This window comes from Oricola indica (genome assembly GCF_965227485.1).
Classification (GTDB): Bacteria; Pseudomonadota; Alphaproteobacteria; order Rhizobiales; family Rhizobiaceae; genus Oricola; species Oricola indica.
Map to the genome: position 1 here is coordinate 3,112,275 of NZ_OZ245747.1, position 26,370 is coordinate 3,138,644.

Annotated in this window: 24 protein-coding genes; 7 read left to right on the top strand and 17 right to left on the bottom strand. The window is 63.0% G+C overall.

Annotated features, from left to right (window positions below; genetic code table 11):
- Window positions 1-204 precede the first annotated feature (204 nt).
- The 3 genes from ACQK2M_RS15625 to ACQK2M_RS15635 are packed head-to-tail and all read left to right on the top strand — an operon-like array spanning window position 205 to window position 3,279.
- Window positions 205-1,089: a fumarylacetoacetate hydrolase family protein gene (locus tag ACQK2M_RS15625; protein WP_425418544.1), complete on the top strand. Its 885-nt coding sequence runs from the start codon at window positions 205-207 to the stop codon at window positions 1,087-1,089.
- A gap of 24 nt (window positions 1,090-1,113) precedes the next feature.
- Complete coding sequence (locus ACQK2M_RS15630; protein ID WP_425418545.1) at window positions 1,114-2,079, top strand: cupin domain-containing protein; 966 nt, start codon at window positions 1,114-1,116, stop codon at window positions 2,077-2,079.
- Window positions 2,080-3,279, top strand: a complete 1,200-nt coding sequence (locus ACQK2M_RS15635; protein ID WP_425418546.1) for an FAD-dependent monooxygenase — start codon at window positions 2,080-2,082, stop codon at window positions 3,277-3,279. It abuts the gene before it with no gap.
- Between the two features lie 22 nt (window positions 3,280-3,301).
- Here ACQK2M_RS15635 and ACQK2M_RS15640 read toward each other — a convergent pair whose 3' ends face one another.
- Window positions 3,302-4,252 carry a LysR family transcriptional regulator gene (locus ACQK2M_RS15640; protein WP_425418547.1) on the bottom strand — a complete coding sequence of 317 codons (951 nt, stop codon included), beginning with the start codon at window positions 4,250-4,252 and terminating at the stop codon, window positions 3,302-3,304.
- 63 nt (window positions 4,253-4,315) lie between these two features.
- Between ACQK2M_RS15640 and ACQK2M_RS15645 the strand changes: the two genes are divergently transcribed.
- The gene (locus tag ACQK2M_RS15645; protein WP_425418548.1) at window positions 4,316-5,758 is read left to right on the top strand and encodes an NAD-dependent succinate-semialdehyde dehydrogenase; all 1,443 of its coding nucleotides are present in this window, start codon (window positions 4,316-4,318) and stop codon (window positions 5,756-5,758) included.
- Window positions 5,759-5,779: 21 nt separating this feature from the next.
- Here the strand turns inward: ACQK2M_RS15645 and ACQK2M_RS15650 are convergent, their stop codons facing one another.
- Window positions 5,780-6,202 (bottom strand): MarR family winged helix-turn-helix transcriptional regulator, encoded by a 423-nt coding sequence (locus tag ACQK2M_RS15650; RefSeq protein WP_223478699.1) that lies wholly within the window; start codon window positions 6,200-6,202, stop codon window positions 5,780-5,782.
- 293 nt (window positions 6,203-6,495) lie between these two features.
- Between ACQK2M_RS15650 and ACQK2M_RS15655 the strand changes: the two genes are divergently transcribed.
- The 3 genes from ACQK2M_RS15655 to ACQK2M_RS15665 all read left to right on the top strand — a co-directional run bounded on the left by ACQK2M_RS15655 (window position 6,496) and on the right by ACQK2M_RS15665 (window position 9,556).
- Window positions 6,496-7,467 (top strand): Bug family tripartite tricarboxylate transporter substrate binding protein, encoded by a 972-nt coding sequence (locus ACQK2M_RS15655; RefSeq protein ID WP_425418549.1) that lies wholly within the window; start codon window positions 6,496-6,498, stop codon window positions 7,465-7,467.
- 131 nt (window positions 7,468-7,598) lie between these two features.
- Window positions 7,599-8,045, top strand: a complete 447-nt coding sequence (locus tag ACQK2M_RS15660) for a tripartite tricarboxylate transporter TctB family protein (RefSeq protein WP_425418550.1) — start codon at window positions 7,599-7,601, stop codon at window positions 8,043-8,045.
- Window positions 8,045-9,556 carry a tripartite tricarboxylate transporter permease gene (locus ACQK2M_RS15665; RefSeq protein WP_223478696.1) on the top strand — a complete coding sequence of 504 codons (1,512 nt, stop codon included), beginning with the start codon at window positions 8,045-8,047 and terminating at the stop codon, window positions 9,554-9,556. Before ACQK2M_RS15660 ends, ACQK2M_RS15665 begins: the two co-directional genes overlap by 1 nt.
- Window positions 9,557-9,709: 153 nt before the next feature.
- Here ACQK2M_RS15665 and ACQK2M_RS15670 read toward each other — a convergent pair whose 3' ends face one another.
- The 15 genes from ACQK2M_RS15670 to ACQK2M_RS15740 all read right to left on the bottom strand — a co-directional run bounded on the left by ACQK2M_RS15670 (window position 9,710) and on the right by ACQK2M_RS15740 (window position 26,369).
- On the bottom strand, window positions 9,710-10,453 hold the full coding sequence (locus ACQK2M_RS15670; RefSeq protein ID WP_425418551.1) for an HAD family hydrolase: 744 nt from the start codon (window positions 10,451-10,453) through the stop codon (window positions 9,710-9,712).
- Between the two features lie 11 nt (window positions 10,454-10,464).
- The gene (locus ACQK2M_RS15675) at window positions 10,465-12,867 is read right to left on the bottom strand and encodes an aldehyde dehydrogenase family protein (RefSeq protein ID WP_425418552.1); all 2,403 of its coding nucleotides are present in this window, start codon (window positions 12,865-12,867) and stop codon (window positions 10,465-10,467) included.
- A gap of 9 nt (window positions 12,868-12,876) precedes the next feature.
- On the bottom strand, window positions 12,877-13,866 hold the full coding sequence (gene deoC / locus ACQK2M_RS15680) for a deoxyribose-phosphate aldolase (RefSeq protein WP_425418553.1): 990 nt from the start codon (window positions 13,864-13,866) through the stop codon (window positions 12,877-12,879).
- Window positions 13,863-14,870, bottom strand: coding sequence for an ABC transporter permease (locus ACQK2M_RS15685; RefSeq protein ID WP_425418554.1), 1,008 nt, complete (start codon window positions 14,868-14,870; stop codon window positions 13,863-13,865). The genes deoC and ACQK2M_RS15685 overlap by 4 nt, the downstream gene beginning before the upstream one ends.
- Complete coding sequence (locus tag ACQK2M_RS15690; RefSeq protein ID WP_425418555.1) at window positions 14,863-16,350, bottom strand: sugar ABC transporter ATP-binding protein; 1,488 nt, start codon at window positions 16,348-16,350, stop codon at window positions 14,863-14,865. The genes ACQK2M_RS15685 and ACQK2M_RS15690 overlap by 8 nt, the downstream gene beginning before the upstream one ends.
- Window positions 16,347-17,351 (bottom strand): sugar-binding transcriptional regulator, encoded by a 1,005-nt coding sequence (locus ACQK2M_RS15695; protein ID WP_425418556.1) that lies wholly within the window; start codon window positions 17,349-17,351, stop codon window positions 16,347-16,349. Before ACQK2M_RS15695 ends, ACQK2M_RS15690 begins: the two co-directional genes overlap by 4 nt.
- A complete protein-coding gene (locus tag ACQK2M_RS15700; RefSeq protein WP_425418557.1) occupies window positions 17,348-18,868 on the bottom strand; it encodes an FGGY-family carbohydrate kinase in 1,521 nt (506 codons plus the stop codon). The genes ACQK2M_RS15695 and ACQK2M_RS15700 overlap by 4 nt, the downstream gene beginning before the upstream one ends.
- Window positions 18,869-18,940: 72 nt before the next feature.
- Window positions 18,941-19,963: a galactitol-1-phosphate 5-dehydrogenase gene (locus ACQK2M_RS15705; protein ID WP_425418558.1), complete on the bottom strand. Its 1,023-nt coding sequence runs from the start codon at window positions 19,961-19,963 to the stop codon at window positions 18,941-18,943.
- A gap of 105 nt (window positions 19,964-20,068) precedes the next feature.
- Window positions 20,069-21,058: a substrate-binding domain-containing protein gene (locus tag ACQK2M_RS15710; protein ID WP_425418559.1), complete on the bottom strand. Its 990-nt coding sequence runs from the start codon at window positions 21,056-21,058 to the stop codon at window positions 20,069-20,071.
- Between the two features lie 361 nt (window positions 21,059-21,419).
- The gene (locus ACQK2M_RS15715) at window positions 21,420-22,331 is read right to left on the bottom strand and encodes an alpha/beta hydrolase (protein WP_425418560.1); all 912 of its coding nucleotides are present in this window, start codon (window positions 22,329-22,331) and stop codon (window positions 21,420-21,422) included.
- A gap of 51 nt (window positions 22,332-22,382) precedes the next feature.
- A complete protein-coding gene (locus tag ACQK2M_RS15720) occupies window positions 22,383-23,009 on the bottom strand; it encodes a nucleotidyltransferase family protein (protein ID WP_425418561.1) in 627 nt (208 codons plus the stop codon).
- Window positions 23,010-23,011: 2 nt separating this feature from the next.
- Window positions 23,012-24,046 carry a molybdopterin-binding protein gene (locus ACQK2M_RS15725; RefSeq protein ID WP_425418562.1) on the bottom strand — a complete coding sequence of 345 codons (1,035 nt, stop codon included), beginning with the start codon at window positions 24,044-24,046 and terminating at the stop codon, window positions 23,012-23,014.
- 3 nt (window positions 24,047-24,049) lie between these two features.
- Window positions 24,050-24,754 (bottom strand): XdhC family protein, encoded by a 705-nt coding sequence (locus ACQK2M_RS15730; protein WP_425418563.1) that lies wholly within the window; start codon window positions 24,752-24,754, stop codon window positions 24,050-24,052.
- A gap of 6 nt (window positions 24,755-24,760) precedes the next feature.
- A complete protein-coding gene (locus ACQK2M_RS15735) occupies window positions 24,761-25,087 on the bottom strand; it encodes an XdhC family protein (protein WP_425418564.1) in 327 nt (108 codons plus the stop codon).
- A gap of 19 nt (window positions 25,088-25,106) precedes the next feature.
- Complete coding sequence (locus ACQK2M_RS15740; protein WP_425418565.1) at window positions 25,107-26,369, bottom strand: vWA domain-containing protein; 1,263 nt, start codon at window positions 26,367-26,369, stop codon at window positions 25,107-25,109.
- Window position 26,370: the final 1 nt, after the last annotated feature.

Sequence of the window (26,370 nt, forward strand, 5' to 3'; positions counted from 1 at the left end):
GTGAAATTCGAATGAACGCACGGAATGCGGCGTTTCTTATTGGAATTGAACGATTATTTCCAATGGAACGGCTTCCCTATCCATCCCAATGTGCGATGGGATCAATCTCCATTCCATCTATTTTTACGATGCGCTCCGCCTCCTAATCTCTCGCAACCGTGCGAGCCGATGGTTTGCCTACACATGCAAGGAGACAGGACAGACATGAAAATTGCGCGATTTGACGGAGGCAGGATCGGAATTGTCACCGAGGCCGGGATTACCGACGTGACCGACTTGGCCGGCGTAGAGTCCGGAGAATGGCCGCCAGTTGGACCGCTTCGCATGATTGCGGAATTCGATCGCCTGCGCGGCCCCCTCGAGGCGGCGGTCGCGAGCCGCCCGGCCAAGTCACTGGACGAGGTCAGGCTGGAGACACCGGTCCCCTGGCCCAACAAGCTGATCGCCTATCCGGTCAATTATCACGATCACGCCCGAGAGATGACCTCAACCGGGCTCGCCAATATCCAGGGTTTCTTCCTGAAGGCAAATTCCTCGATCATCGGTCCGGCCGATGCCATCGAAACGCCCAACATCGATGGGCGCGAATTCCACCATGAATGCGAGATCGGTCTGGTCATCGGCAAGGAATGCCGAGGTATTCCGGTCGAGGAAGCGATGGATCACGTCTTCGGCTTCGCCTGCCTGATGGACATCACCGTTCGCGGCAAGGAGGAGCGCGTAATGCGCAAGTCCTACGACACGTTCACGCCGATCGGCCCGTGGATTGTGACCCGCGACGAGATCGCCGATCCGTCCGACATCGAGATGCGGCTGTGGGTGAACGACGAATTGCGCCAGCACGCCAACAGCCGCGACCTGATCGTCGACATGCCAAACATGGTGGCGATCGCCGCTTCCGCCATGACGCTGTATCCCGGCGACATCATCGCCACCGGTACGCCCGCAGGCGTCGGGCCGATCAATCCCGGCGACACGGTGACCATCGATGTGGCCGGTGTCGGTCGGATGTCGCTGCCCGTGATTGCAGGCAGGTACGGCGCGAACGTGGTTTTCGACAAGCCTTACGAATTCAAGCGCGGCGCCTGAGCTCAAACAATACGGAGAGACACGATGAACACGACCGAGAAAATCAACGCCGCCAAGGGACTGGATGACCTCTACCCGGTCTTCGATGAGGCACGATACACCGCCGGCTGGCACAAGAAGCGCCGCTCGCTGTGGAAAGAGCCTGCAACGGAGTTCACGCCACGGCACTGGTCCTATGCCGAAGCCTATGCGGCACTGGAGAAGGCCAGCCAGTGGATCGACACCGAGCTTGCCGAACGCCGCAACCTGCTGATGTTCAATCCGGTGGGCGACAACGACTACGACACGGTTCGCACCCTGGTCAGCGCCTACCAGATGATCAAGCCGAACGAACATGCCCGCGCGCACCGTCATACGCCGAATGCGCTCCGGCTGGTGCTGGATGCCGGCCCCGGCCTCTTTACGGTCGTCAACGGCGTCAAAATTCCGATGATCCCCGGCGACGTGCTGCTGACGCCCGGCGGCTGCTGGCACAGCCATTACAACGAAGGCGCCGATACCGCCTGCTGGATCGACTTCCTCGACGTGCCGCTGGTGCACCGGCTTGAGCCGATGTTCTACGATGAGCATCCCGACGTTTATCAAACGGTCGCAGAAGAGCCCGTGGCCCACCCCTACTGGTTCAAGCGCGCAGATATCGACGCTGCCCTGGACAAGGCGGCCCCGGATGAGAACGGCGTGTGCCGCCAACTGCTCGCTTCGGCCGAACACATGCTGACCATGGATCTGACCTGCATCCGCATGCCGGCGGGCGCACGGATCGGGCCGCAGCGCGACACCGCCAGCCGGATCTTCGCGGTCACCAAGGGGGCCGGCACTTTCAGCAGCGGCGACCAGAGCTTCGCTTTCAAGCGTGGCGACGTCTTCGCGGCGCCCGGCTGGGCACGCCACGAGATTACGGCCGCCGAAGAATGCGACCTTTTCGAAGTCAACGACCGGCCGGCGCTCGACAAGCTCGGCTTCTACATCCGCGAAGCCTGGGAGGGCTGAATGAACAGCAAGACGAAAGTCATCATCGCCGGCGGCGGAATCGGCGGCGCGGCTGCCGCTCTTTCGCTTCTCAATCGGGGATTCGACGTCGAGGTCTATGAACAGGCGCCCGAGCTCGGAGAGGTTGGAGCCGGCGTGCAAATCAGCCCCAACGGCAATCGCGCGCTCGACCATCTCGGCGTCTTCAACGATCTGGCCCGGTTGTCGTCGGATGCCGACGACAAGGTAATCCGGCTGTGGGATGCCGGCACGACCTGGGAAATGTTCGACCTCGGCACCGAGGCGCTACACCGGTATGGCTACCCCTATCTAACCGTCTACCGGCCCGACCTGCTGCAGGTTCTGATCGATGCGGTGCGCCGCAAGAAACCAGACGCGATCCACCTCGACAAAAAATGTGTCGGATTCACCCAGGATGCGGAATCTGTAACGCTGAACTTCGCTGACGGGAGCAGCGCCAGCGGCGACATCCTGATCGGCGCCGACGGCGTTCATTCCGTCATTCGCAACGGCCTTTTCGGCAGCGAGCCGGCGAAATTCTCGGGCATGCTGGCCTGGCGCGGCGTTATCCCGCTCGACCGGTTGCCAGAAGAAATGAGCCGGCCGCGCGCCACTGTCTGGGTCGGCCCGAACGGCCATGTGGTGCACTATCCCCTTCGCGGCGGCAAGCTGATGAACGTCGTCGCCACCGCAGAGCGCGATGACTGGCAGGTCGAATCCTGGACTACGGAAGGATCGAAAGAAGAATTCCGCAACGACTTCGCCGGATGGCATCCGGATGTTCAAAAGCTGATCGAGGCGGCGCCTTCCCAATTCAAATGGGCCTTGATGGTCAGGCCGCCGCTCCAGACCTGGGCCGAAGGCCGCGTGGCCCTGTTGGGCGACGCCTGTCATCCGACCCTGCCGCTGCTCGCCCAGGGCGCAGTCATGGCGGTGGAGGATTCGGTGATCCTCGGCCGGTGCCTGGAAAAATACGCCGATGATCCCGTGAAGGCATTGAGCCAGTACGAGAAGACCCGGAGTCCGATCGCCAACCGCAAGGTACAAGGCGCAAACGACAACATCCGGCGTTTCCACAATGCCGCATTCAAGACAGGCGAAACGGCGAAGCAATTCATCGACAGCGAATGGAGCCGTGAAGCGATCATCGCGCGCTACGACTGGATATTTCGCGACGACGTCACCACGACGGAAATCTGATTCTGCCGGCGGGTACGAGGGATCAGGAGGGTTTCGAAACCAGAAACCTTCCCTTCCAGTATCCGCCGTCCATCAGCGCATGCAGCTGTTCAAGCACAAGATTCCTTACCACCCTCACCGCCCGGTTGGCATCGTGATGCCTTGCCTCTCCAAGCGCCAGCGTCCAGGTCAGCCGCGGCGTGGTTTCGAACACTTCGAGCGTCCCGTCCGCCAGTTCCTCATACACTCCGGCATAGCTGAAAAGCGTGCACCCCAGCCCGGCCGCGACCATCGCCTTCGTGGCACGGATGCCGTCCACCTCGAACGCCAGATCGAGCTTCAGCCGCCGCTCGATCGCCTTGCGCTCGATCAGGCTGCGAATGCTGTGACTCTTGGTCGGCAGGATGAGCGGGATTTTCGGCAGGTCAGAAAACCTTACTGGCGAACCTTCCTTCAGAATAGGAAACGCCTCGCGCATTCTTTGGGAAGCGATGAGGTAGATCGGTTCCCGTACAAGCGGCGTGACGCGAATGTCGGAGCGCTCTTCCGGCTCGTAGAGCAAGGCGATATCGACCTCGCCCGATACCACCCATTTGTGGATCGCTCCGCTGAATCCCTCCCACATGCGCAACCTTACCTGCGGGTAGCGTTCGCTCAACGCCTTGGCGATCAGCGGAGCGAGGACCTGAGCGGTCGTCGGCGGCAATGCCAGCGTCACCTCGCCGCGAGGTTCGTCAGAGTGCTCGAACATCTCCGTTCTGACCGCATCAATCTCGGCAAAGATGCGCGACGAACGTTCCTGCAGCAGCACCCCGTGCTCGGTCAGCCGCACGCCGCGTCCGTCGCGACGAACCAGTTCCGTGCCGAGATCGGATTCCAGCCGCGCCACGCGGCGGCTCAATGCCGATTGCGCGACCCTGTGTTCGGTCGAAGCTCGGGAAAACCCGCCCGCTTCGGCCACCCAGACAAATGCTCTGAGGTCTTCGATGTTCATGGTCGGCGCCCGTTTCCCGGTCGTTGATCGGATTTGCAGACAAAGGAAAGAAGGAAGAGTTTCATGTCAAATGACTACCCGGCACCCGGCCTGTTCATTGCCGGCGAATGGATTCGTTCCGGTCGGCCAGAAGCGCTCCCGGTTCTCAATCCGGCGACCGAGGAGCAGATCGGGTTGCTGCCCGTCGCGACGACCGACGATCTTTCGCGCGCCGTTGCCTCGACCCGACGCGGTTTTGAGGCGTGGTCGCGCGTTTCGGGCTTCGACAGGGGGCAAGTCCTGAGAAAAGCGGCCGCGCTGATGCGCGAGCGCGCGGAATCGATCGCGCGCGCCATGACGCTGGAGCATGGCAAGCCGCTGACGGAAGCCCGGCAGGAAGCCAATGCCGCAGCCGACATCATCGAATGGTTCGCCGAGGAAGCCCGCCGCACCTATGGACGACAAATTCCCGCGCGTCTCCCCGGCGTTATGCAGGTCGTGTTCAAGCAGCCGATCGGCCCGGTCGCGGCTTTCTCGCCATGGAACTTCCCGATCAACCAGGCGACCCGCAAGATCGCCGCGGCTGTCGCCGCCGGCTGTTCGATCATACTGAAGGGACCGGAAGAAACACCGGCAAGCTGCTGCGGGCTTGTCGCCGCCTTCATCGACGCCGGATTGCCGCCGGATGTCGTCAACCTCGTGTTCGGCCACCCCGCCGAGATCTCGGAATACCTGATCGCCCACCCGGTAATCCGCAAGATTTCGTTCACCGGCTCCACCGCCGTGGGGCGCCGGTTGTCGGAAATCGCAGGCCGCCACCTGAAACGCACGACAATGGAACTCGGCGGCCACGCCCCGGTGCTTATCTTCGCCGATGCCGATCTCGAACGCGCCGTGCAGGTTCTCGTCGCGGCGAAGTACCGCAATGCGGGGCAGATCTGCATTTCCCCGACCCGCTTCCTCGTTGCGGCAGAGGTGATGGAGGAATTCACCGCACGCTTCGTCGCAGGGGTGAAGGCGCTGAAGGTCGGGGACGGGCTGGACGAGGGAACGCAAGTCGGACCGCTTGCCCATGACCGCCGCGTAACGGCGCTCGAAGCGCTGATTGCGGATGCTGCGCAGAAGGGTGCGCGTGTCGAGTGCGGCGGCAACCGGCTCGGCAATCGCGGTTTTTTCTTCGCGCCGACCGTCCTGAGCGGCGTAACGCCCGCCATGCGGATCATGAACGAGGAGCCTTTCGGTCCGGTCGCTCTGCTCGCGTCCTTCAACACGGAGGAAGAGGCGCTGGCGGAGGCGAACCGTCTGGATGTCGGCCTCGGCGCCTATGCCTTCACGCGATCGTCGCGCAACGCCTCGCGGGCGATCAACGGCATCGAGAGCGGCATGGTATCGGTCAACCACCAGGGCCTCGTCTTTCCCGAACTGCCATTCGGTGGGATTGGCGATTCCGGGGACGGCAAGGAAGGCGGCACCGAGGCGATGGAGCCCTACCTGATCACGCGGTTCTCTACGCATCTGACGGAATGACCCGAATCCGCGCGCCGGACCTCAAGGTCCCGGCCGCTCCATCAAGGACTTCGCCACGCGGCGGAAGGCTTCCAAGTCTTCCGCCGGAGCGTCCCGGAACAGCTGTCGCTCATAGGCGTCGATGAGCGTGTCGCAACGCGCCAGCCGCTCCCGCCCTTTCTCGCTGAGGACCGCGACCAGCGCCTTCTTGTTCTCCCAGCCCGCGGCGCGCTCTATCAGACCCGCCGCTTCCAGGTCGCGCACGGTCTTGTGCATCGATTGCGGCTTGACCCGGTAGCGGCGCGCGAGCTGCGCCGACGACAGCCCGTCACTGCCTCTGATGAGGCTGAGGACCGTGTACTGGACCGAGGTGATCTCCTCCTTCGCCAACTCGGCATCCATCTGTTCGCGGACCAGATAGTAGAGACGGGCGATCAGATACACCGTGCGCGATTTTTCCGTCATGTTTTCCCGATATCCTGCCATTCGATCTGCTCTAGCATTCGCCATCCGGCGCAAGCCGGCCCGCATCGCCAGCCTTCCCTCGCCAATCTAATCCTAAGATAGATAATTTCGCAAAAACTATGCCGTTTTGCGATAGGCACTATCTCCGGCGCATCTGTTTTTCCGGAGAGAACGTTAAGGTAACAGTTTCATGTCGATCGGGAGGGCGCCAGGGTTTTCATACCCGCGAGAGGTTTGCGCCGCCGGGTCTCCGACCTTTAGCAAGATTACAGAACCCAGGGAGGAATATGAGAATGTCCATTTCAAAACTGCGCGCCATCGCGCTCGGAGCTGTCGCCGCGCTGGCGGCAACGGTGGCGTTCGCCGAGGACTATCCGTCGCACCCGATCACTCTCGTCGTGCCGTTCCAGGCCGGCGGACCGACGGATGCGGCAGGGCGCCTGATCGGCGATGCGATCTCGAGCCGGATCGGCCAGCCGGTCGTGGTGCAGAACGTCGCCGGGGCGGGCTCGACCATCGGCGCGGCGCGCGTCGCAGAGGCGGAGCCGGACGGCTACACGCTGCTTATGGCGACCTCCACCGCGATGGTCGTCGCGCCGCATATCTACAACAATCTCGGCTTCGACGGATATCGCTCCTTCGACCCGATTGGTCTCGTCACCCAGGCGCCATTCGTCCTGCTGGTGAGTTCCGACTCCGACTACGAGACGCTTGGCGATCTGATGGACTATGGCCGGGCCAATCCGGACGCGTTGAACTATGCCACGCCCGGCGTCGGCACCGTCCAGCATCTGGCCATGGAAATGCTCATTGCCAAGGCCGACGTGAAAGCGGTGCACATCCCCTTCAAGGGCACCTCCGCCGCACGTACCGCCTTTCTTGGCGGAGAAGTCGACTACATGATCGAGACACCGAACGCCGCTGTGCCGCTGATCGACTCCGGAAAGGCGCGCGCGCTGGCCGTGCTCAGCGCCGACCGGGTCGACAGCCTGGGAGACTTGCCGACGGCCAAGGAACAGGGTCTCGATGTCGAGGCACGGTCATGGTTCGCGGTCATGGCGCCGAAGGGCACGCCCGAAGACCGGATCGATACGCTGCGCGGTCTGCTCGACGAGGCTCTTGCCGATGACGAAGTCGATGCAAAGATGAAAGCTTCCGGTTTCGTGCCGTCGCCGACGCCGACTGCCGAATTCGAATCGATGCTCGAAACCGAGTACAACAACTTCAAAACAGTTGTGGAATCGGCCGGCATCACGCTGCAATAACGTCATAGCGCCCACCGCGTGGACAAACGGGGCCATGGTCAGACCATAGCCCCGTCTTCTATCCGCTTCGCATGCCGACACCGCCGCGTTGCAGATCCGCGGTGGAGGGATGGTAATTGAAAGGCGTCGGGATGAAACGCATACTTGAAACAGACGTGCTCGGCGGAATAGTCCTGATCGCGGTCGCCGTCCTTGCAGCCATTGCTCTTCAGGATCTTCCGATCGGGACGGCAAGGCGGATGGGGCCCGCTTTCTTTCCACTGGCGATGTGCGTCATCGTCGGACTTTTCGGCATCGGTCAACTCGCCATGGCGCTGACCCGCCGGGGCAACGCGGTCTCGTTCTCTGCGCGCAAGGCCGGAACGATCCTCGCCGGACTCGCCGTCTTTGCCTTGTTGATCGGCAGGCTCGGCCTCGTCCCGGCCATGGTGGCCCTGGTTCTGACCGTTTCCTTCGCAGACAAGACGACCAAACCATCGCAGATGCTGCTGTTGTCAATGGCGCTCAGTGCGGTCTCAATCGCGCTCTTTCGGTACGGCCTCGGTCTGCAGCTTTCTCTTTTCAAATGGGACCTGTGATGGACCTGCTGCAAAATTTTGCACTCGGCCTCAGCGTTGCGCTGGACCCGGTCAATCTCCTGTACTGTCTGATCGGCGTATTCGCCGGCATGTTCGTCGGCGTGATTCCGGGTATCGGTCCGATGACCGCAATCTCGGTGCTGTTTCCCCTCACCTTCTACCTGCCGCCAACGACTGCGATGATCATGCTGGCGGGGATTTGGTACGGCACGACCTATGGCGGCAGTGTCGCCTCTATCCTTCTGAACATACCGGGCACGGCCTCCAACGCCGTCACCTGCCTCGACGGCCATCCGATGGCGAAATCCGGCAGGGCTAGCGTGGCGCTGCTGTTCACCGCCGTATCGTCCTTTGTCGGCGGGACGCTGGGCACGTTGCTGTTGATGTTCTTCGCGCCCTTCATCGCCGATGTGGCGCTCAGTTTTGGCTCAGCAGAGTATTTCGCGCTGATGCTTCTCGGGATCGTCGCCGCCTCGACGATTTCGGAAGGTTCGGCCAGCAAGGGACTGGCCGCAGTGGCGCTCGGCATCCTCATCGGCTGCGTCGGGCTCGATATCTACACGGGCGCGCCAAGGCTTACCTTCGGCCGGCTCGAACTCGCCGAGGGTGTCGGCCTGATCCCCTTCGCCATGGGCGTGTTCGGCGTCGCCGAAGTCATCGCCAGCATCGGCAATGTCCGCGAAGCGCGCCTTAACAGCAGTACGGTGGGCTTCCGACACATGAAACCGACACGGGACGAGATGCGGCGCTCCTGGAAGCCGATGCTCCGCGGCTCCGGTATCGGCGCGTTTTTCGGCACCTTGCCGGGGACCGGTCCGATCGTGGCCGCCTTCATGGCCTACGCGATCGAAAAGCGTGTCTCCAAGACGCCAGAGCGGTTCGGCAAGGGAGCCGTCGAAGGACTGGCCGCTCCGGAGGCCTCGAACAACTCAGCCGATATGACTGCATTCATTCCGACCCTTGCCCTGGGCATTCCGGGCAGCCCGACCATGGCGCTGATGCTGGGCGCGCTGATCATCCACGGCATCACGCCCGGCCCCAGCCTGATGACGGACGAGCCCGAAGTCGTTTGGGCGCTCGTGCTGAGTTTCTGGGTCGGCAATCTGATCCTGCTGGTGATGAACATTCCGTTGATTGGGCTTTGGGTGCGCATGCTGACCATCCCGTACCGCTGGCTTTTTCCGACCATTCTGGCATTCATCTGCCTGGGAACCTATGCGGTGAACACAAGCAGCTTCGACGTCTGGCTCGTGCTCGTTTTCGGGCTTATCGGCTACGGAATGCGCCAGCTGGGATTCCCCATTGCGCCGATGCTGCTCGGTTTCGTGCTGGGCCCGATGATGGAAGAACAGTTCAGACGCGCCATGCTGCTTTCGCGTGGCGACCTCATGGTCTTCGCAGAGCGCCCGATCAGCGCCACCGTGCTGGCGATAACGGCGGCAATCCTCGCCTGGAGTGTCTGGAGCGCCCTGAAACGTTCGAAGCCGCTGGCAGATGAGCAACCTGAGTAGTGGCGCGCTCATTCGGATAAATCTCGCGACCTCGAAACAGCCGAACATTCTTGCCGCCGCGGCCAGCCCCTCGGCGTGCAAACGCAGACAACCGTACCTTTGGACAAGACTGAAGAGTGATTGCAAAGTCCGGCTTGACCGGGGAGTCTGCGCCTATTCGGGCAGTTCGTCCGCCCATTCGAGCACGTAGTCGAGCAAAGCGGCATGGGTGTCGACGATCACCTCCGCACCGGCATGGAGCAGCGTTTCCGCTGCCCTGTCGCGCATTGCCTCGAAATGCGAGCCACCGGTGAACCCCGCGACCCGCATTCCGGCTGCCAATGCACCGCGCGTGCCGTGTGGCGCGTCTTCGACCACAAGGCAATCCGACGCCGCAACACCGATCTGCTCGGCCGTGTAAATGAAAATATCGGGCGCGGGCTTGCCGCGCGCCACCAGTTCAGCGCTGAAAGCGCGACCGTCGAAGCGTTCCGTCAGTCCCGTGCATTCCAGCCCGACATTGAGCCTTTCGACCGCACCACCCGTCGCGATCGCGTAGGGTATGCCCGCCTCGTCCAGTCCCGAGAGCGTGTCGGCCGCGCCGGGAACGAGTTGCAGTTCCTTGCGGTACCGGCCGTATAATCGCTCGTGCCAATCGGCCCGGAAGCTGTCGGGACAAGGTCGTCCCGTCCGCTCCGTTATGAACGCCATATGGTCGGCGACGGAACTGCCGAGAAACCGCGCCCTTGTCTCGGCAAGGTCGATCTCGACGCCGTAGGCGCGGATGCAGTTCCGCAATTCCTCGAGCGCGATATTCTCGCTGTCGATCAGAACGCCATCGAAATCGAAGATAACGAGGCGCTTCCTGGTGTCGGTCATCATGCTACCGTCGCCTGCTGACGCTCGGACTTGGCTCATTCGGCCGGTTCCTATTCGCCGTAAGGCAGCCAGATATTCTTGACCTGCGTGGCCCGGCGCAAATACTCGCGCCCCTGCCCGATCTTCGCATCGCGCCAGTCGCGCGCGATGCCCTTGTCGGTCCAGGTCGCCTTCAGGTTTCCGATCGACGCCTTTTCGACCATTTCGCTTCCGTCCGCCGTACCGCAATACCATACCGCATCGACGCCATCATGCTTGGCGAGCGTGCCGGCAAGGGCGTCTCGTTCGCCGGTGACGATGTTGAACACGCCGCCCGGCACGTCCGACGTGTCGATCACTTGGTAGAGATTGGTCGCGAGCAGCGGATGGCGCTGCGACGGCACCACAACAACGCGGTTGCCCATCGCGAGAGCCGGCAGGGTCAGGGACACGAGCGACAGCAACGGCATCTCGTCCGGACAGGCGATCCCCATCACGCCCCAGGGTTCGTTCATCGCGATCGTCACATGCCGCGACTGCGTTGCGTGAACCGCCCCGTCATATTTGTCGGCATAGGCCGCGTACCAGAAGATGCGCCGAATGGACCGTTCCGTCTCGTCGGCCGCCGCCTTGGCGGAGACGCCTGTCGAGAGGCTCAGAAGGTTCGAGAATTCGGCTCTCCGCGCATCCAGGTTCTCGCCGAGATAGTAGAGGATCTGCGCCCGGTTGTGGCCCGTGGCCGCACCCCAGCCCGCTGCCTTGGAGGCGGCTTCGACGGCGTTTCGGATATCCTTGCGATTGCCGAGCCCGGCCTGACCGATCACGGCGCCGTTCTTTCCGGTCACGGCATAGGAATATCCGCTGTCGGGACGCGCCTGCTTGCCGCCCACATAGAGTTTTGGCGTCCGGTCGATCCCGTCGATGGCGACCACCTGTGCGTCCGCCTCAGTATGGCCCGACGGCTCGAACGGCTCGTCGACGCGTTTCTTTCCGCCCGCTTCCCAGTCGGCCTTGAGATATTCGTAGAGCCCTTCCCGGCCGCCCTCGCGGCCGAAGCCGCTTTCGCGATAACCGCCGAATCCGGCAGCCGCGTCGAAAACGTTCGTCTCGTTGATCCAGACGATGCCCGCCTTGATCCGCGAGGCGACGTCAACGGCGAGATTGATGTTCTCCGTCCAGACAGACGCCGCGAGGCCGTACCGCGTATTGTTGGCGATCTCGACCGCCTCGTCCGGAGTCCGGAACGTCATCGTCACGGCCACCGGGCCGAAAATTTCCTCCTGGCTGACAGTCGAGGCCGGTTCGCTGCCGGTGAAGAAACCGGGCCGGCAGAAGCTGCCCTTTTCCGGGATAGCGCCCTCATATTGCCAGAGCGTCGCGCCCTCGGTCTCGCCGGTCTCCACCAGCGCACGAATCCGGTCGCTCTGCTCGTGCGAGACGACCGCGCCGACATCCATCGTCTTGTCCAGCGGATCGCCAACGCGCAACGTGTTCATGCGCGTCTTGAGCTTGTCGAAGAAGAGTTCGGCAACGCCCTCCTGAACCAGGACGCGGGAGCCCGCGCAGCAGACTTCGCCCTGGTTGAACCAGATCGCATCCACCACACCCTCGACCGCGGCGTCCAGATCGGAGTCCGCGAACACGATGAACGGCGACTTGCCGCCCAGTTCAAGCGAGAGCTTCTTGCCGCTGCCCGCCGTCTGCTCCCGGATGATGCGCCCGACATCGGTGGATCCGGTGAAGGCGATCTTCGCGATTCCGGGATGCTTGCAGATCGCGGATCCCGTCGCGCCATCGCCCTGCACGATGTTCACGACGCCGTCCGGCAAGCCGATCTCGCGGCAGATTTCCGCGAATGCGATTGCGGTCAGCGGGGTCTGCTCCGCCGGTTTCAGAACGACCGTGTTCCCGGCGGCCAGCGCCGGCGCGATCTTCCATGCGAGCATGAGGAGCGGGAAGTTCCACGGGATGATCTGCCCGCACACGCCGACCGGCTCGTATCCCTCGTAATCGGTCTCCAGCAATTCGGCCCAACCGGCATGGTGATAGAAGTGCCGCGCGACCAGCGGGATGTCGATATCGCGCGTCTCGCGGATGGTCTTGCCGTTGTCCATCGTTTCCAGCACGGCGAGGAATCGGCTGTGCTTCTGGATATGGCGCGCGATAGCGTAGAGATAGCGGGCGCGGGCATGGCCGCCGAGGCCGGACCACGCGGGAAACGCCGCCGTCGCGGCCTTGACCGCCGCATCGACATCGGATGCGCTTCCAAGCGCAACGCGGGCCAGTTGCTCGTCCGAAGCGGGATTGGTCACCGCGAAGGTCGCATCCTTCTTCGCGGTGGTGAACTTGCCGCCGATAAAGTGGCCAAAACCCGTTTTCGGCATTGCCGCCAGCCACTTGGCCGCCTCGTCGCGGGACTCGGGTGCGGGACCGTAATCCATGGATTTCAAAATGTCCTTGATCTGCTGAGTCATGTTCTAACCTCAGGCCATCGCGTGGCGGTTCAGGCTCGAATAGCGGCCTGTCAGATAATGTTCGAGCTGGCGTTCGATATCGGCGAGAAGAGAGCTCGCGCCGATCCTGAACAGGTCCGGCTGCATCCAGCGGACGCCGAGTTCCTCCTTCATCAGGATCAGCCAAAGCATGGCGTCCTTCGCGGTCTTGAGCCCGCCGGCGGGCTTGAAGCCGACCGTCTGGCCGGACAGCCGGCCATAGTCGCGCAAGGCCCGAAGCATAATGAGGCTGACGGGCAGCGTGGCGTTCACGCTTTCCTTTCCGGTCGAGGTCTTGATGAAGTCCGCGCCGGCCTGCATCGCGATCATCGAGGCCTTGTAAACGTTGCGCAGCGTCTGAAGATCGCCAGTGGCGAGAATGGCCTTGAGATGCGCCCGGCCGCAGGCTTCCCGCATGGCGGAAACCTCGTCATACATCGCCTGCCAGTCGCCGGTCAGAATGTGTTCGCGCGTAATGACGATGTCGATCTCGTCGGCGCCATGTTCGACCGCATAGCGGATCTCCGCGAGTTTCTGGGGCAATGGCGTCAGGCCTGCGGGGAAACCCGTCGCGACGGATGCGACCGGAACGCCCGATCCGCGCAGCGCCTTGACCGCATGGCCGACCATGGTCGGATAGACGCAGACAGCACCCGTCGTGATCCGCTCGTCTTCGAGACCGAGTCCCTTGACGATATCGGCGCGCAGCGGATTGCGCGCCTTGGCGCACAACCTCGCTACCCGTCCGGCCGTGTCGTCGCCGGCCAGCGTCGTCAGGTCGATGCAGGTAATCGCCCTGACCAGCCAGGCGGCCTGGAATTCCTTCTTCACCGTGCGCCGCCCGCCGAGCGACGCCGCACGGCGGTTCGCTGCCGAGGTATTCACGGCGATGGATTCGAACCATTCGGGCGTCAGAGGCGTGCCGGCGTTCATATGCGCGTTGGACTTGGCCAATGCGGCCGCGGAACTGAGGTCTGTCATGATCGACCCTTTCGGATATCGAGGAACCGGTTGAGCAGGATGGCGGCGATGATGATGATCCCGGTGACCGTCATCTGATAGAACGACCCCAGTCCGAGCAGATTGAAGATGTTGCGCAGGACCTGCAGCAGCATCACCGCAAAAAGTGTCCCGACGACGCTGCCGCGTCCGCCGAAAAGGCTCGTTCCGCCAAGAACGACGGCGGCGATCGCATCCAGTTCGAGGCCTTGCGCCGCTGTCGGCTGGCCAATTCTCAGACGCGAGGTGAGAAGTATGCCCGCAAGCGCGGACATCAGCCCCGAAATGCCGAAAACGGCGATGATGATCCGGCGTGTGGGCAGGCCCGCAAGCCGCGCCGCTTCCGGGTTGCCGCCCGTCGCGTAAACATACTCGCCTAGAACGGTGTATCGCAGGACCAGCGTGGCGACGACGCAGAGCAGGATGAAGATCAGGCCCATCGAGGACATGTTGAAACCGGGGAACAGCGGGATCATCGTCGAACTGATCGCGGCAAATCCGGACGGCAGGCCGCTGACGGGAACGCCGTCGGTCAGAAGGTAGGTCAGGCCTCGAAACGACACGAGACCGGCGAGCGTGACGATGAAGCTCGGGACCGCCGCAAGCGCGGTAATCGCCCCCATCGACATGCCGAAGGACGCGCCGACGACGAGGGTCACGAGGACCGACAGGGTCGGATCGACGCCTGCCGCAAGGAGCACGGCGACGAGCATGCCGCAAAACGCGACCACGCTGCCGACGGACAGGTCGATATTGCCGGTCAGGATCACGAACGTCATGCCGACAGCAACAACACCCACGACGGCGGCCTGCTGAAACAGGTTGGAAATGTTCGTGAACGTCAGGAAGTTGTCGGACAGGAGCGATGCGATCACGACGACGAACAGGAATATGACGACGAAGTTGTATTGAATGATCGTGTCGACGATCCGCGCCCCGAGCGAAGGCCCCTGGTGCTTCCCCGTATCGCTGGTTGTGTCAGTCATGATGCTCTCCCAAAATCTGGGCCTTCAGAATTGTGTCCTGGTCCGTAACGGCAGGATCGAAATGACGGATGTTTCGGCCTTCGTGGAAGACCCAGATCCGGTCGCAATGCGCATACAGTTCATCGAGTTCGCTGCTGGCGACGATCACGGCGGCGCCGTCTTCGGCCAGCTTGGAGACGAGGTCGTACAGATCGGCCTTGGCGCCTACATCGAGCCCGCGGCTCGGTTCGTCGAGCAACAGCAGCCGCGAGCCGCGTATCACCCATTTCGCCAGGACGATCTTCTGCTGATTACCGCCGGAAAGCTGCATGGTCTTCTGTTCCGGATGGCCGTATTTCGTCGAGAGCTGCGCGAGCACCGGCACAGTCTGCCGCTTGCGTTCCGCGTGGCGCGCGGCCCACGTCCCTTTCAGCATTGGCAGCGTTGCATTCGTATAAATCGGGGCGTCGAGAATGAGGCCCTCGGTCTTCCGGTTCTCGGGAACGAGACCGACACCGCGTGAAATCGCCTGCGCCGGATTGCGCGGGTGAAAACTTTCGCCGTCAAATTCCACCTGGCCGGTGAATCCGCGCACGCCATAGAGCGAGCGCAGGAAACTGGTGCGCCCGGAGCCATTCAGCCCCGTCAGCCCGGAAATCTCGCCCCAACGGACCTCGTAGCCCGATATGTCGAGCCCCTCGTCTCCCTTCAGATGATCGACCTTCAGCGCCACGCGATCCGACAGAGGCGGTCTTTCATGCCGCTCCAGCAGCGAGCGGTTGCTGCCAACCACCGCTTCGACAAGAGTTTGGTCGTCCGTGCCCTCGACATCGAATGTGTCGATCGTCGCGCCGCCGCGCAGGACCGTCACCCGGTCGCCGATCTCGCGAAGTTCGCCCAGCCTGTGGCTCACATAGATGATCGCGACGCCCTGTGCCGTCAGTTCCCGGATCACTTCGAACACGCGTTCCAGTTCGGCTTCGTTCAACGCCGCCGACGGCTCGTCCATGATGATGACCTTGGCCTGCTTGGTCAGCGAACGGGCAATGGCCGTCAATTGCTGGTTGGCGACCGAGAGCGTTTCCACCCGCCTGTCGGGCGAAAATCCCGCGCCGACACGCCGCAGCGCATCGATCGCTCCCGCACGACGCTTCGCCTTGTCCAGCACACCGAGCCGGGACGGCGCCTGGCCCAGATAGAGGTTCTGTTCGACTGTCAATTGCGGAACCAGATCGAGTTCCTGGTAGATCATCGAGATCCCGTGCTCGGACGCTTCCGAGGGAGATCCGATCTGGACAGTGTTGCCGTCGATCGCGATCGTGCCGCTCGTCGGGCGAACGGCGCCGGCGATAATCTTGAGAAGCGTGGACTTTCCGGCCCCGTTCGCACCGAGAATGCAGTGGACCTCACCGCGCCGCACGTTCAGATCCGCCTTTTCGAGCGCGATCACGTTGGGCGGGAACGTCTTCGCCACACCGCTGACATTCATCACGTCGGTCATGTTTTGTCGCCCTCCGGCGCATTGTCGATCGCGTGGCGGGCCGTCGCCTCGTCGGTAATCAGGACCGATACGTATCCGGCCTTCAGGGCCGCCAACGCGATATCGTGCTTTTCCTCGCCCGAGACGATGCCGACAGCGCGTTCGGTCTGCCGCAACGTTTCCAGCGGCAACCCGACCGTGCGGTCATCGAGCGCCTGGTCCACCGTGTTGCCATCGGCGTCGATAAATCGCCCGAGGACGTCGCCGACCGCGCCGCGTTCCTGCAACCTGTCGATATCGTCCTCGGTCAGATAGCCGGAGCTCAGAAGGACCGACCGGTGCGAAATTCCGCCCATGCCGAAACAGATGATCCCGGCTTTCTCCGCGAGGCTGAGCACACGTTCGACCATGGGATCGGCCTCGAGGGCTTCACGCGTGCTCTTCTTCCCGACGATCGCCGGAACGGGCAGCAACGTCGCGCTTCCACCGGCAGTCTGCGCGAAAGTCTCCGCCACGGCGCTGGTGCGGGTGGAGGTCAAACGAAGCGCGGTCGAGCCGTTGACGAGAATGACATGCAGGCCCGGATTCCACTTTTCCGGCAGACAGCGCGCAACGGCTGACATGGTTCGTCCCCAGGACAAGCCCATCAGGTCCGGTTTCGGATTTATCGACGCGATATATGTCGCGGCCGCTTGCGCGACGGATTCCATGAGAAGCGCCGCATCGGCGATCTCGCCCATCGGCACCACGATGGCGTCGCGCAGATTGTAGATTTCCTGGAGTTTCACTTCCAGCGCCGCACGCCTGTTCGTGCGCGGCGTGATTTCGATGCGTACGATCCCGCCCTGCTTGGCTTCGGACAGGAGGCGCCCCACCTGCCACCGGGTCAGGCCCAGTTCACGCGCGATATCCTGCTGCGTGCGGTCCAGATCGTAATACATCTTGGCGACCTGAACCATCAGGTGTTCGCGCTGTTCGTCCGAAGGCAACCGGACAGACGGGGTGCGTGCGGTATCGCTCATGGCATCGCCTCCGCCTGCTGCCGCTTCGCAAGCGTGTGCAACAGCGGCCTCAGGGCCTCCGTCGCATCCTGATAGAGCGACAGCGTGTCCTGATACCAGCGGCTGCGCTCCTCGACCGGTTGCATCTCCTTGGTCGCGACACCGATCCCTGCCGAGGCTGCTGCGAGATCGGGCCACATGCCAAGCGCTGTCGCCGAACAAACAGCCGCGCCGACCAGCGATAAGTTCTCTTCGGTCGCCACCGCGACCGGCCTTCCAATCGCGTCAACCGTCGCCTGAAGCCAGGCCGCGTTGCGGCAAATCCCGCCCGCCATGACGAAGCGCTCAATCTCGACACCGCGCTGGCCAAGCACCGAGAGGACATTCGCCGTTCCGAGCGCAATCGAGTCGACTGCCGCCGCATAGATGTCGGCACGCGAATGACCGAGGGACAGGCCCATGATCGCACCGCGCAGGTCCGGGTCCCTGTAGGGCGTCCGGTTTCCCATCCAGTAGTCGAGCGCCAGCAGACCGTTCGCCCGCGCAGGCCGCGCCACGACTTCGCCGATCAGTGCCTGATGCTGGCTGGCATCCATCCCGAAGATATCGTTGCTAAGCCATGACAGGATCGAGCCGGACGACACCTGCCCCGCTTCCACCAGCCAGTCGCCGTCGGTCAGGGCATTCGGATACGGCCCCCAGAAACCGCTCACATCGCCCGCACCGGCCAACTGGGTCAGATGCACGGTAGATGTCCCGCCGATGACCAGAACCCCGCCGGGGCGAACGGTATTCGCGCTCAAAATGCCGATATGTGCGTCAATGCCGCCCTGTGCGACGACGGGCGTGTTCTCGATCCCCATCTCGGCAAGCAGCGGGCCCGCCGCCTCCCCGATCACACCGCCGACCGAAACGATCCGTTGTGGCAGCTTGTCGGCGAGGTCTCCGATTCCCAGTTCTTCGTAGATTTCCGGAACGAAAACCTCGTTCAGTGAATCGTAGTTCCATTTGCACGCCGCGTTCATGCGCGACCCGACCCACTGACCGGTCAGATGGAAATTGATGAAATCCAGCGCCTCGCAGATCACGTCCGATTGGGCGTAGATGTCGGGCTGGCGGCGCGCCGTCCACATCGCCTTGGGAACGAGCCATTCGACCGCGTCCTCGCCGCCGCAATAGGCCATGACCGGGTGATCGACCTTGGCGGTGGCGGCTGCTTCTTCCGATGCGCGGCAATCCATCCAGAGGATCGCGGGCCGGACGGGATTACCGTCACGCGTGCAAAAGGCAACTGTCGAGGCGGTTGTCGCGACGCAGATCGCGTCGATGCGCTTCGCTCCGGCAGCGGAAACCGCCTGACGTCCGGCGGCCACCATGGATGTCAGCCATTGCCGGCTATCCTGTTCGGCCCAGCCGGTATGGGGGAAGACCGTGTCGTAATTCGCCTCGGCGGTCGACACCATGGCGCGTGTGTCGGTGCAGTATACGCCGGCACGAACGCCGCCGGTGCCGAAGTCGAAGCTCAATAATTTGGCCATTGAGGCACCTCCCCTGCACTGGCGTTGTTCTTATTGTCGTCGCGGTCGCCGGGTTGCAAGCATGTGCGCCCGTCAGGGGCGGAACATGATCTTGCTGTAATGCAGAGACTTGTCCGTCTTCAACCGCTCGAAGAAACCGGGCAGATCCTCCAGCGGCAATTCATGGCTGATCATGAATTCCCATTCGAGCGCGCCGGATGCGAGCTTGTCGAGCGTAACGGACCATTGCGGTCCGGGGAACGGCGCGCCAAAGGAATTCCAGGCGCCATGCAGCGAAACTTCCTGACGCAGGAAATGCTGGAATGTCGCGTTCTTGAGCTCGACTTCGCCGACCGGGATGCCGATGAACACGGCATGGCCGCCCGGCGCCGCGAGCCGGATCGCCGGGTTGATCGAACTGGGATGGCCGGCCGCCTCGACGATCAGGTTGCACAGCGGCAACTCGGACAGATCGTCGCTGCCGAGCGCGGTATGCGTTGCGCCGGCCTGGCGCGCCATCTCGAGTTTCTCCGGCGAGACATCGATCGCGACAACTTCGCTCGCGCCCATGAGCTTCAGCCACTGTATGGCAAAAAGGCCGATTGGCCCGCATCCGACCACGCCGCCGATATCGCCCGCCGTCACGCCACCGCCTTTCCAGATCGCATGCAACGCGATGGAAGCAGGATCCGTCATGGCGATGGCGCGGGGATCGAGGTCTTGGGAGGCCTTGATCAGGTTCGATACGGGTACGCTGACATATTCGGCGTAGGCGCCATCGCGGCGCGAACCGAAATAGTCGTAGTTCCTGCAACGGGAAAACTGGCCGCGCTGGCACTGGTCGCATTCGTAGCAGGGAAGCATCGGCGGGATCGCGACGAGTTCGTCCTTTTCGAAGCCCGACACATCGGGCGAGAGCGAAACGATGCGACCGCAAAATTCATGCCCGCATATCAGCGGCATCTTGTGAGCGCCCTTGATCAGCATGCGCGGGAAATCGGATCCGCAGACGCCGACGGCCTCGACTTTGACAATCACATGACCGTTCTTGGGCTCGGGATCGGGCACGTTCTCGAGACGGATGTCTCCGGGCGCATAGAGGACAGCAGCACGCATCGCGGGCACACTCCTTGAATTTCGCGGGGTTTCCGCCGCGCAGTCATGCACGCTGGGCGGTTGGGTCGAGGGCGGAACGACTTCGCTCCGCCCTCCCGGTATGGATTACTCGAAATTGATTTCCGGCCGGTATTCGGCAAAGAGGCCGTCACGGGGGAAGTCTTCGACATTGTCCTTGGTCACGGCCTTGGAACCCGCATCGACGAATTCCGGCACGTCCGATCCGGCGATCGCTTCACGCGCCACCTGGATCGTCACATCACCGAGATACTGCGGATCGTTCAGCGCGGTTGCCACGTAGTTGCCACCGGTCGCCATCACTTCCAGAGCTTCGGACAGACCGTCCACGCCGGCGACGAGAACGTCGTCACGGCCGCTTTCCTGGAGAACCTGCAGAGCACCAAGGGCCATGTCGTCATTGTGTGCGTAGACGACCTGGACATCGGGGTTGGCCTGCAGCAGATCCTGCATGGCGACAACGGCGTTCGCGCGGATGTATTCGGCGTAAGGGCCGGCAACGATCTCGTGGCCCGAACCTTCCATGGCAGCATGGAAGCCATCGCGACGGTCCATCATGACCGCGCCACCGGCATCGCCCTGGATTTCGATGATCTTGGCGCCTTCGATGCCGTCTGCGGCAAGGCGTGCCTTGACCGCTTCGCCGACCATCGATCCCATAGCGACGTTGTCACGACCAATATGCGCGACGACGATGCCTTCGCGAACGCTGCGGTCGACGGTGATGACCGGAATGCCGGCTGCATCGGCTGCTTCCAGCGACGGAACCACGGCGTCCGGATTGACCGGGTTGATGATGATTGCATCCACGCCCTGCGTGATCAGGTCCTGGATATCGTTGTTCTGTTTGCTCACGTCACCGTTGGCATCGAGGAAGATGAGCGTATCGCCACCTGCCTCTGCAGCCGCTTCGGCGCCGTTCTTCAACTGCACATAGAACGGGGACTGAAGCGTAACCTGGCTGAAGCCGATTTTCAGGCCATCGGCCATTGCGGACGTCATGCCGGCACCGGCGACGAGCATCGCAGCCGATGCTGCGGTTGCGAACAGTTTCATTGCATTGCGACGAGTCTTCATAAAGATCCTCCCTGGGAGATACGGTCTCCGGTTTCTTCGACTTGCCTCCGACAAATCAACAAATGAGCAATTTTTGCACATCTGCTGATTGATGGAAGCAAGACGAAATCCCCTTGTCAATACAGGTTGGCCGCATTCCGGGAGGCCTAATTCGTAGTTTCATTTAATCGCTATTTTTCATATATTTAATGGCGTTCTTTCAACGCGAACTTTATCGTCGAAAAAATCGAGGCGAAAATTTCCGAGAAAAATTCCCGGACAGGACTGCCGCGCAAATGTGCACTCTCGGGTGAATAATGCGCCGATGAATGAGCGGCAGCACGCCGCCGATTCTCAGGCTAAGCACTCGTGAGAAGGCTTCTCAGCCCGACCGCGCAGACAGCATCCAGTTGATCATGTCGCGCCAGTCGGTCATGCGGATCGGCGTGCCATGGCCGCCGGTTTCGAACCGCACCATGCGCACGGGATAGCCCTGCGTGCCGCGCAACGTGCGGTAGAAGGCTTCGACGCCCTGTACGGGAATGACGGAATCCGAACCGCCATGCGCGATGAAGACCGGCACGCGGTTGCGATAAGCGGCCGAGCCGATAAAGGCGTCGCTGCCAAAGGAACCGAGCAGCGCAATGCCCGCCAGGCGCATCGCGACCTGATCGACATGCGCAAGAGAGTGGCAGACCGCACCGCCCGCCGAACCGCAGGCCAGGACAATCCGTGCGCCCGGCACCTGCCGGAACACCGCTTCCAGCAACAGCCGGATGCGCGCGGCCGCCTTGTCGCCGAGATCACCACCATCCGGGGTGATGTAGATCCCGCTGTTGCGCACCATCAGGTTCTTGATGCGGTTGAAATTTCCACCGAAGGAGAAGTCGTTGACGCCCTGGCTGCGGTCCCCGCCGCGCCCGTGGACATAGACTGTCACGAGGCGCGTGTTGACGGGATTGCCGACGACGAAGAACCTGATCTCGCCGGCCGCCGTCTGCAGTGCCTGCTCGGATTGGTACTTCTTCGGCGCCAGATCCACGTAGCGCCGGTTGACGCGTCGTTCGGGCACCTGGTCGCGCTTGTTGATATCGCGCAATTCGCGGTAGTCGACCGTGATATACGCCCCGCCGTCACGGCTCTCCAATATGCCCGGATAGGCGAAAAGGCGATCCTTGAAGGGCTTCAACTCGAACGCCCCGGCGGGAGCCGCAGCCAATGCGGCGTAGGCAACGAGGCCGAGAGCGACCGACACGAGACGCGCCGTCGGTTTCCTCACGCCAGGTAGAATCATCGTCCGCCTCCATTTCATGGCGCGAACCCTAGAACCGTTCCGCAAAGCGTTTCAATTGCCGGATGCGGCAGTCCGCGCACGCGCCCTCGCCATGTCCTCCGGCGTGTCGAGGTCGAGCGCGCCGTCCGGCCCGGTTTCCACCGACACCATCGTTTCGTTTCCGTCCGCGAGCAGACTACGCACGCCCCGGTCGCCCTTCAGCGCATCGATCGTGTCCGCCATGCGCGCCGGGAGCCAGACGGGATGCGCTGGCCGGCCTTCATGCACTGCCTGCACCACTTTCTCCGCATTGTCCGCAGCCGCGCCAAGCACGGCGTCGATCGCCTCGACGGGCAGAAAAGGCATATCGCCAAGCAGGACAAGGACGCCCGACGCCCCCTCACCCATGGCGCATCTGAACCCCTCCCGGATCGAGCCGGACAGGCCTTCCGCAAAGTCGGCATTGTGGACGAAGCGGCAGTCGAGGCCGGCAAGCGCGTCGCGGACCCTTTCCGCCTCGTGTCCCGTCACGACATAAAGCGGTCGCGGCGCGGTCGCCAACGCCCGTTCGGCACTGCGCCGGATGACCGGCACACCCGGCTCGATCTCCTCCAGCAGCTTGTTGCGTGTGCCCATGCGTCGCGACAGCCCGGCGGCGAGCAGAACGGAAGCGGCGTTTTCGGGACGTCTTCGTTCCACCGTCATTTGTCAGACGCGGGCGCCTGGCGTTCGCGCGGATGCGGCCGGATCGGGATTTCCGTCAGCAGACCGCCAACGCCCATCGCGACGATATCGTCGCCCTTCACCGCGATACCGGCGCACAGCCGCCGCATTACCCAGTCAAACCCGTTTTCCTTGGGGCTGCGCGCGCAGCCCGGCGCGCCGATCACCGGCTTTCCGCCAATCTCGCCCAATACGAGCAGGTTGCCGGGGTCGACCGGCATGCCAACATGCAGGATCGTGCCGCCCGCCTGCTCGATCGCCTTTGGCACCACGTCGCGCGGGTCGGTCACGGCGGACGCGCCGAACACGAGCACGATATCGTTTCCCGCGATCTGCGCTGCGATTTCCTCGGCAAGCGGCCCGACGGCGTGGTCGGTGCGGCTTTCATCCGTCATCACGGCGTGCATGCTTTCCAGGCGCGCATTCGTTATCCGCCACGTCTTGTCCAGCATGGAAGACTTCGTTCCCTTCACACGCGTCTGGATCATCGCGACCTTCAAACCCCGGCGAAACGGATGGACACGGATCGTGTCAGGCGCCGTCACCTCGGCTGCGGCCTTCTCGACCAGAGCGCCATCGACGGCGAAAGGAATGATCTTCACGGTCGCGATCATCTGGCCCTCGCTGACCGGCGAATGGTTCGGCAAGGTGGCCAGCGTGATCGCGGGATCGATGGCATTCAGCGCATCGATGCGCCCGGGCGCGACAACGAGGACACCATCCGCCGCCGCGTGAAAGTTCACCCGTCCGGTCCCGACATCCTCGCGTCGGAACCCCTCCAGCGCGAAGACATCCGCGATATGTCCGGCCGCGGCGTCCTCCGTCATGTCGCCGGCTTCGGGGATCGCCACGGTGATTTCGGCGATGCCGGCTTCACCGATCGCCACAAGGCTTTCCGGCGTCAGGACATGCCCTTTGCGCAGTTTCCTGCGCGGCGCGATCTGGATGGAATGGGCGAGCGTCGCGCCAACCAGATCGTCGGCGTCGTCGAGCGGGCGGGTTCCGAACCACATGGCTCAGGCGGCCGCCTTGCCTGACACGATTTCGCGCTTGCGGAACGCCTCGATCACCTGGGCGAGCACCGCCACCGCGATCTCCGCCGGGCTGGACGCTCCGATATCGAGCCCGATCGGGGCCGCAATGGTGTCGATCGCCGTCTGCGGCACGCCTTCCGCCAGCAGGCGTTCGACCCGCTTGCCATGCGTCTTGCGGCTGCCGAGCGCACCGACATAGAAGCATTTCGCCTCCAGCGCGGCCTTTAGCGGATAGTCGTCGATCTTGGGATCGTGCGTGACGGCGCACAGCGCGCAATAGGGATCGAGCGGGCGCAGCTTCAGCACATCCTCCGGCCAATCGGCGTCGAGGCGCACGCCCTCGAACCGCTCCGGCGTGGCGAAGGCGGTGCGCGGATCGATGATCTCCATGTCGTAGCCGGCAAGCGCCGCCATCGGAGCCATCGCCTGGCTGATATGGACCGCGCCGATCACAACCAGGCGAGGTGGCGGCAAGTGGACATTGATGAAGAAATCGCGCCCATCGACCGTCACGACGCCGGACTTGCCGGTCTGAAACGTCCTCGCGAGTGCATCGCCAAGCTCCCCGGCGACGGGATCGCCTTCCTTGACGACACGATCCCGGCCATCGCCAAGATCCGTCACCAGGGCGATCGCTTCGCGCACGGCGCGGGCGGCATTCAGTTTCTTCAGCGAAAGCGGATCCATGGCGGTCTACCCGATACGCTCGATATAAACGCGAATGCGCCCGCCGCAGGACAGGCCAACACGCCAGGCCGTCTCGTCGGCAACACCGAATTCGAGCATTTTCGGCTCGCCCGTCTCGATCACATCGAGCGCATCGGCGATAACCGCGCCCTCGACGCAGCCGCCCGACACAGAACCCTCGAAATTCGAGTCCGCGTCGATCACCAAATGACTGCCGACCGGGCGCGGCGCGGATCCCCATGTCTCGACCACCGTGGCGACGGCGACAGGGCGCCCCTCGCCCATCCACGCTTCCGCCACTTTCAGCGGATCGTCATGAAACTGTTCGCTCATTTGCTGTCCTCCCGCCCCGTCATGCCGCGCGGTCCAGTTCGCGCAGCCATTGCATGGGCGATTTCATGCGTGGATTGGACGACGTTCCCGCGCCGAGCGCAAGACACAGATCCGAGATCGAGTTCAGCGAATGGACCGGACGGAACTCGTCGACATGGGGCAGCATGGCCCGCACGCCTTTCGCCTTGGCCTGGAACCCCTCGAAACGCAGCAGCGGGTTCAGCCAGATCAGCCGACGGCAGGACTTCTGAAGCCGTTCGGTCTCGTGCCGCAGTCCCTCGGTGTCGTCGCGCTCCAGACCGTCCGTGATCAGCAATACGATCGCGCCCTGCGACAGCACGCGGCGCGACCATTGGCGGTTGAAGGTGGCGAGCGTCACGCCGATACGCGTGCCGCCCGACCAGTCATCCACCGCCCGGGCGCTGTCCTCGATCGCCATGTCGATATCGCGATGGCGCATCTGGCGGGTCACATTGGTCAGCCGCGTCCCGAACAGGAATGTATGCACATGGCGGCGATGTTCCGTGAGAGCATGGAGAAAATGCAGGAACACGCGGGAATACTGGCTCATCGAGCCGGAGATGTCGGCAAGGACGACCAGCGGCGGGTGCACCAGGCGCTGTTCGCGGAATTGCGGGATGACGAGATCGCCCCCGGTTCGCATCGCCTGGCGCATGGTTCGGCGCGGATCGACACGCGTCTTGCGGGTCGATGGCTTGAACCGGCGCGTGCGCACCTCGTCATGCGGCAGCCGCAATTCGGAAATCGCCTTTTTCGCTGCGGCCAGTTCGGCGGCGGACATCTGCGCGAAATCCTTGTCGCGCAGAACCTCACGGCCCGAAAACGTCATTCGGGCATCCACCTCGATCTCCGGCGGCCGTTCCTCGGGCTCGCGCTTCTTGTGGCCCTCGAACATCGCATCGGCCACGCGGGATTCGCCCGCCCGCTTCTTTTCGGCTTCGCGCGTTTCCGGCGCCTTGGGCGAGAACATCTGCAGCATCTTCTCGATCAGTTCGCGCGAGCGCCAGAACAGCCTGAACGCCTCGTCGAAGACGACGCTGTCCTCATGGCGCGTGACGAGAACCGCATGAAGCGTCCAGTAGAAGTCGTTGCGCGAACCGATTCCCGCCGCCAACACCGCCTCGATGGCGTCGGTCACCGCAGCCGGTCCGACCTTCATGCCAGCCTTGCGCAGCGTCCGCGCGAAATAGACGATGTTATCGGCCAGCCGGCCCTCTTCGGCCTGCGTGGGTTTGTCCGGACCGGAGGAAACTTTCGCCATC

What these genes read in the sequence shown, in the direction of transcription:
- ACQK2M_RS15710 (WP_425418559.1), bottom strand. Translation starts at nt 21,058, where the DNA reads ATGAAGACTCGTCGCAATGCAATGAAACTGTTCGCAACCGCAGCATCG.
- ACQK2M_RS15700 (WP_425418557.1), bottom strand. Translation starts at nt 18,868, where the DNA reads ATGGCCAAATTATTGAGCTTCGACTTCGGCACCGGCGGCGTTCGTGCC.
- ACQK2M_RS15725 (WP_425418562.1), bottom strand. Translation starts at nt 24,046, where the DNA reads ATGTGGTTCGGAACCCGCCCGCTCGACGACGCCGACGATCTGGTTGGC.
- ACQK2M_RS15625 (WP_425418544.1), top strand. Translation starts at nt 205, where the DNA reads ATGAAAATTGCGCGATTTGACGGAGGCAGGATCGGAATTGTCACCGAG.
- ACQK2M_RS15695 (WP_425418556.1), bottom strand. Translation starts at nt 17,351, where the DNA reads ATGAGCGATACCGCACGCACCCCGTCTGTCCGGTTGCCTTCGGACGAA.
- ACQK2M_RS15660 (WP_425418550.1), top strand. Translation starts at nt 7,599, where the DNA reads ATGAAACGCATACTTGAAACAGACGTGCTCGGCGGAATAGTCCTGATC.
- ACQK2M_RS15635 (WP_425418546.1), top strand. Translation starts at nt 2,080, where the DNA reads ATGAACAGCAAGACGAAAGTCATCATCGCCGGCGGCGGAATCGGCGGC.
- deoC (WP_425418553.1), bottom strand. Translation starts at nt 13,866, where the DNA reads ATGACAGACCTCAGTTCCGCGGCCGCATTGGCCAAGTCCAACGCGCAT.
- ACQK2M_RS15655 (WP_425418549.1), top strand. Translation starts at nt 6,496, where the DNA reads ATGTCCATTTCAAAACTGCGCGCCATCGCGCTCGGAGCTGTCGCCGCG.
- ACQK2M_RS15740 (WP_425418565.1), bottom strand. Translation starts at nt 26,369, where the DNA reads ATGGCGAAAGTTTCCTCCGGTCCGGACAAACCCACGCAGGCCGAAGAG.
- ACQK2M_RS15715 (WP_425418560.1), bottom strand. Translation starts at nt 22,331, where the DNA reads ATGATTCTACCTGGCGTGAGGAAACCGACGGCGCGTCTCGTGTCGGTC.
- ACQK2M_RS15650 (WP_223478699.1), bottom strand. Translation starts at nt 6,202, where the DNA reads ATGACGGAAAAATCGCGCACGGTGTATCTGATCGCCCGTCTCTACTAT.
- ACQK2M_RS15690 (WP_425418555.1), bottom strand. Translation starts at nt 16,350, where the DNA reads ATGACCGACGTGATGAATGTCAGCGGTGTGGCGAAGACGTTCCCGCCC.
- ACQK2M_RS15665 (WP_223478696.1), top strand. Translation starts at nt 8,045, where the DNA reads ATGGACCTGCTGCAAAATTTTGCACTCGGCCTCAGCGTTGCGCTGGAC.
- ACQK2M_RS15670 (WP_425418551.1), bottom strand. Translation starts at nt 10,453, where the DNA reads ATGAGCCAAGTCCGAGCGTCAGCAGGCGACGGTAGCATGATGACCGAC.
- ACQK2M_RS15735 (WP_425418564.1), bottom strand. Translation starts at nt 25,087, where the DNA reads ATGAGCGAACAGTTTCATGACGATCCGCTGAAAGTGGCGGAAGCGTGG.
- ACQK2M_RS15640 (WP_425418547.1), bottom strand. Translation starts at nt 4,252, where the DNA reads ATGAACATCGAAGACCTCAGAGCATTTGTCTGGGTGGCCGAAGCGGGC.
- ACQK2M_RS15645 (WP_425418548.1), top strand. Translation starts at nt 4,316, where the DNA reads ATGTCAAATGACTACCCGGCACCCGGCCTGTTCATTGCCGGCGAATGG.
- ACQK2M_RS15730 (WP_425418563.1), bottom strand. Translation starts at nt 24,754, where the DNA reads ATGGATCCGCTTTCGCTGAAGAAACTGAATGCCGCCCGCGCCGTGCGC.
- ACQK2M_RS15675 (WP_425418552.1), bottom strand. Translation starts at nt 12,867, where the DNA reads ATGACTCAGCAGATCAAGGACATTTTGAAATCCATGGATTACGGTCCC.
- ACQK2M_RS15705 (WP_425418558.1), bottom strand. Translation starts at nt 19,963, where the DNA reads ATGCGTGCTGCTGTCCTCTATGCGCCCGGAGACATCCGTCTCGAGAAC.
- ACQK2M_RS15685 (WP_425418554.1), bottom strand. Translation starts at nt 14,870, where the DNA reads ATGACTGACACAACCAGCGATACGGGGAAGCACCAGGGGCCTTCGCTC.
- ACQK2M_RS15630 (WP_425418545.1), top strand. Translation starts at nt 1,114, where the DNA reads ATGAACACGACCGAGAAAATCAACGCCGCCAAGGGACTGGATGACCTC.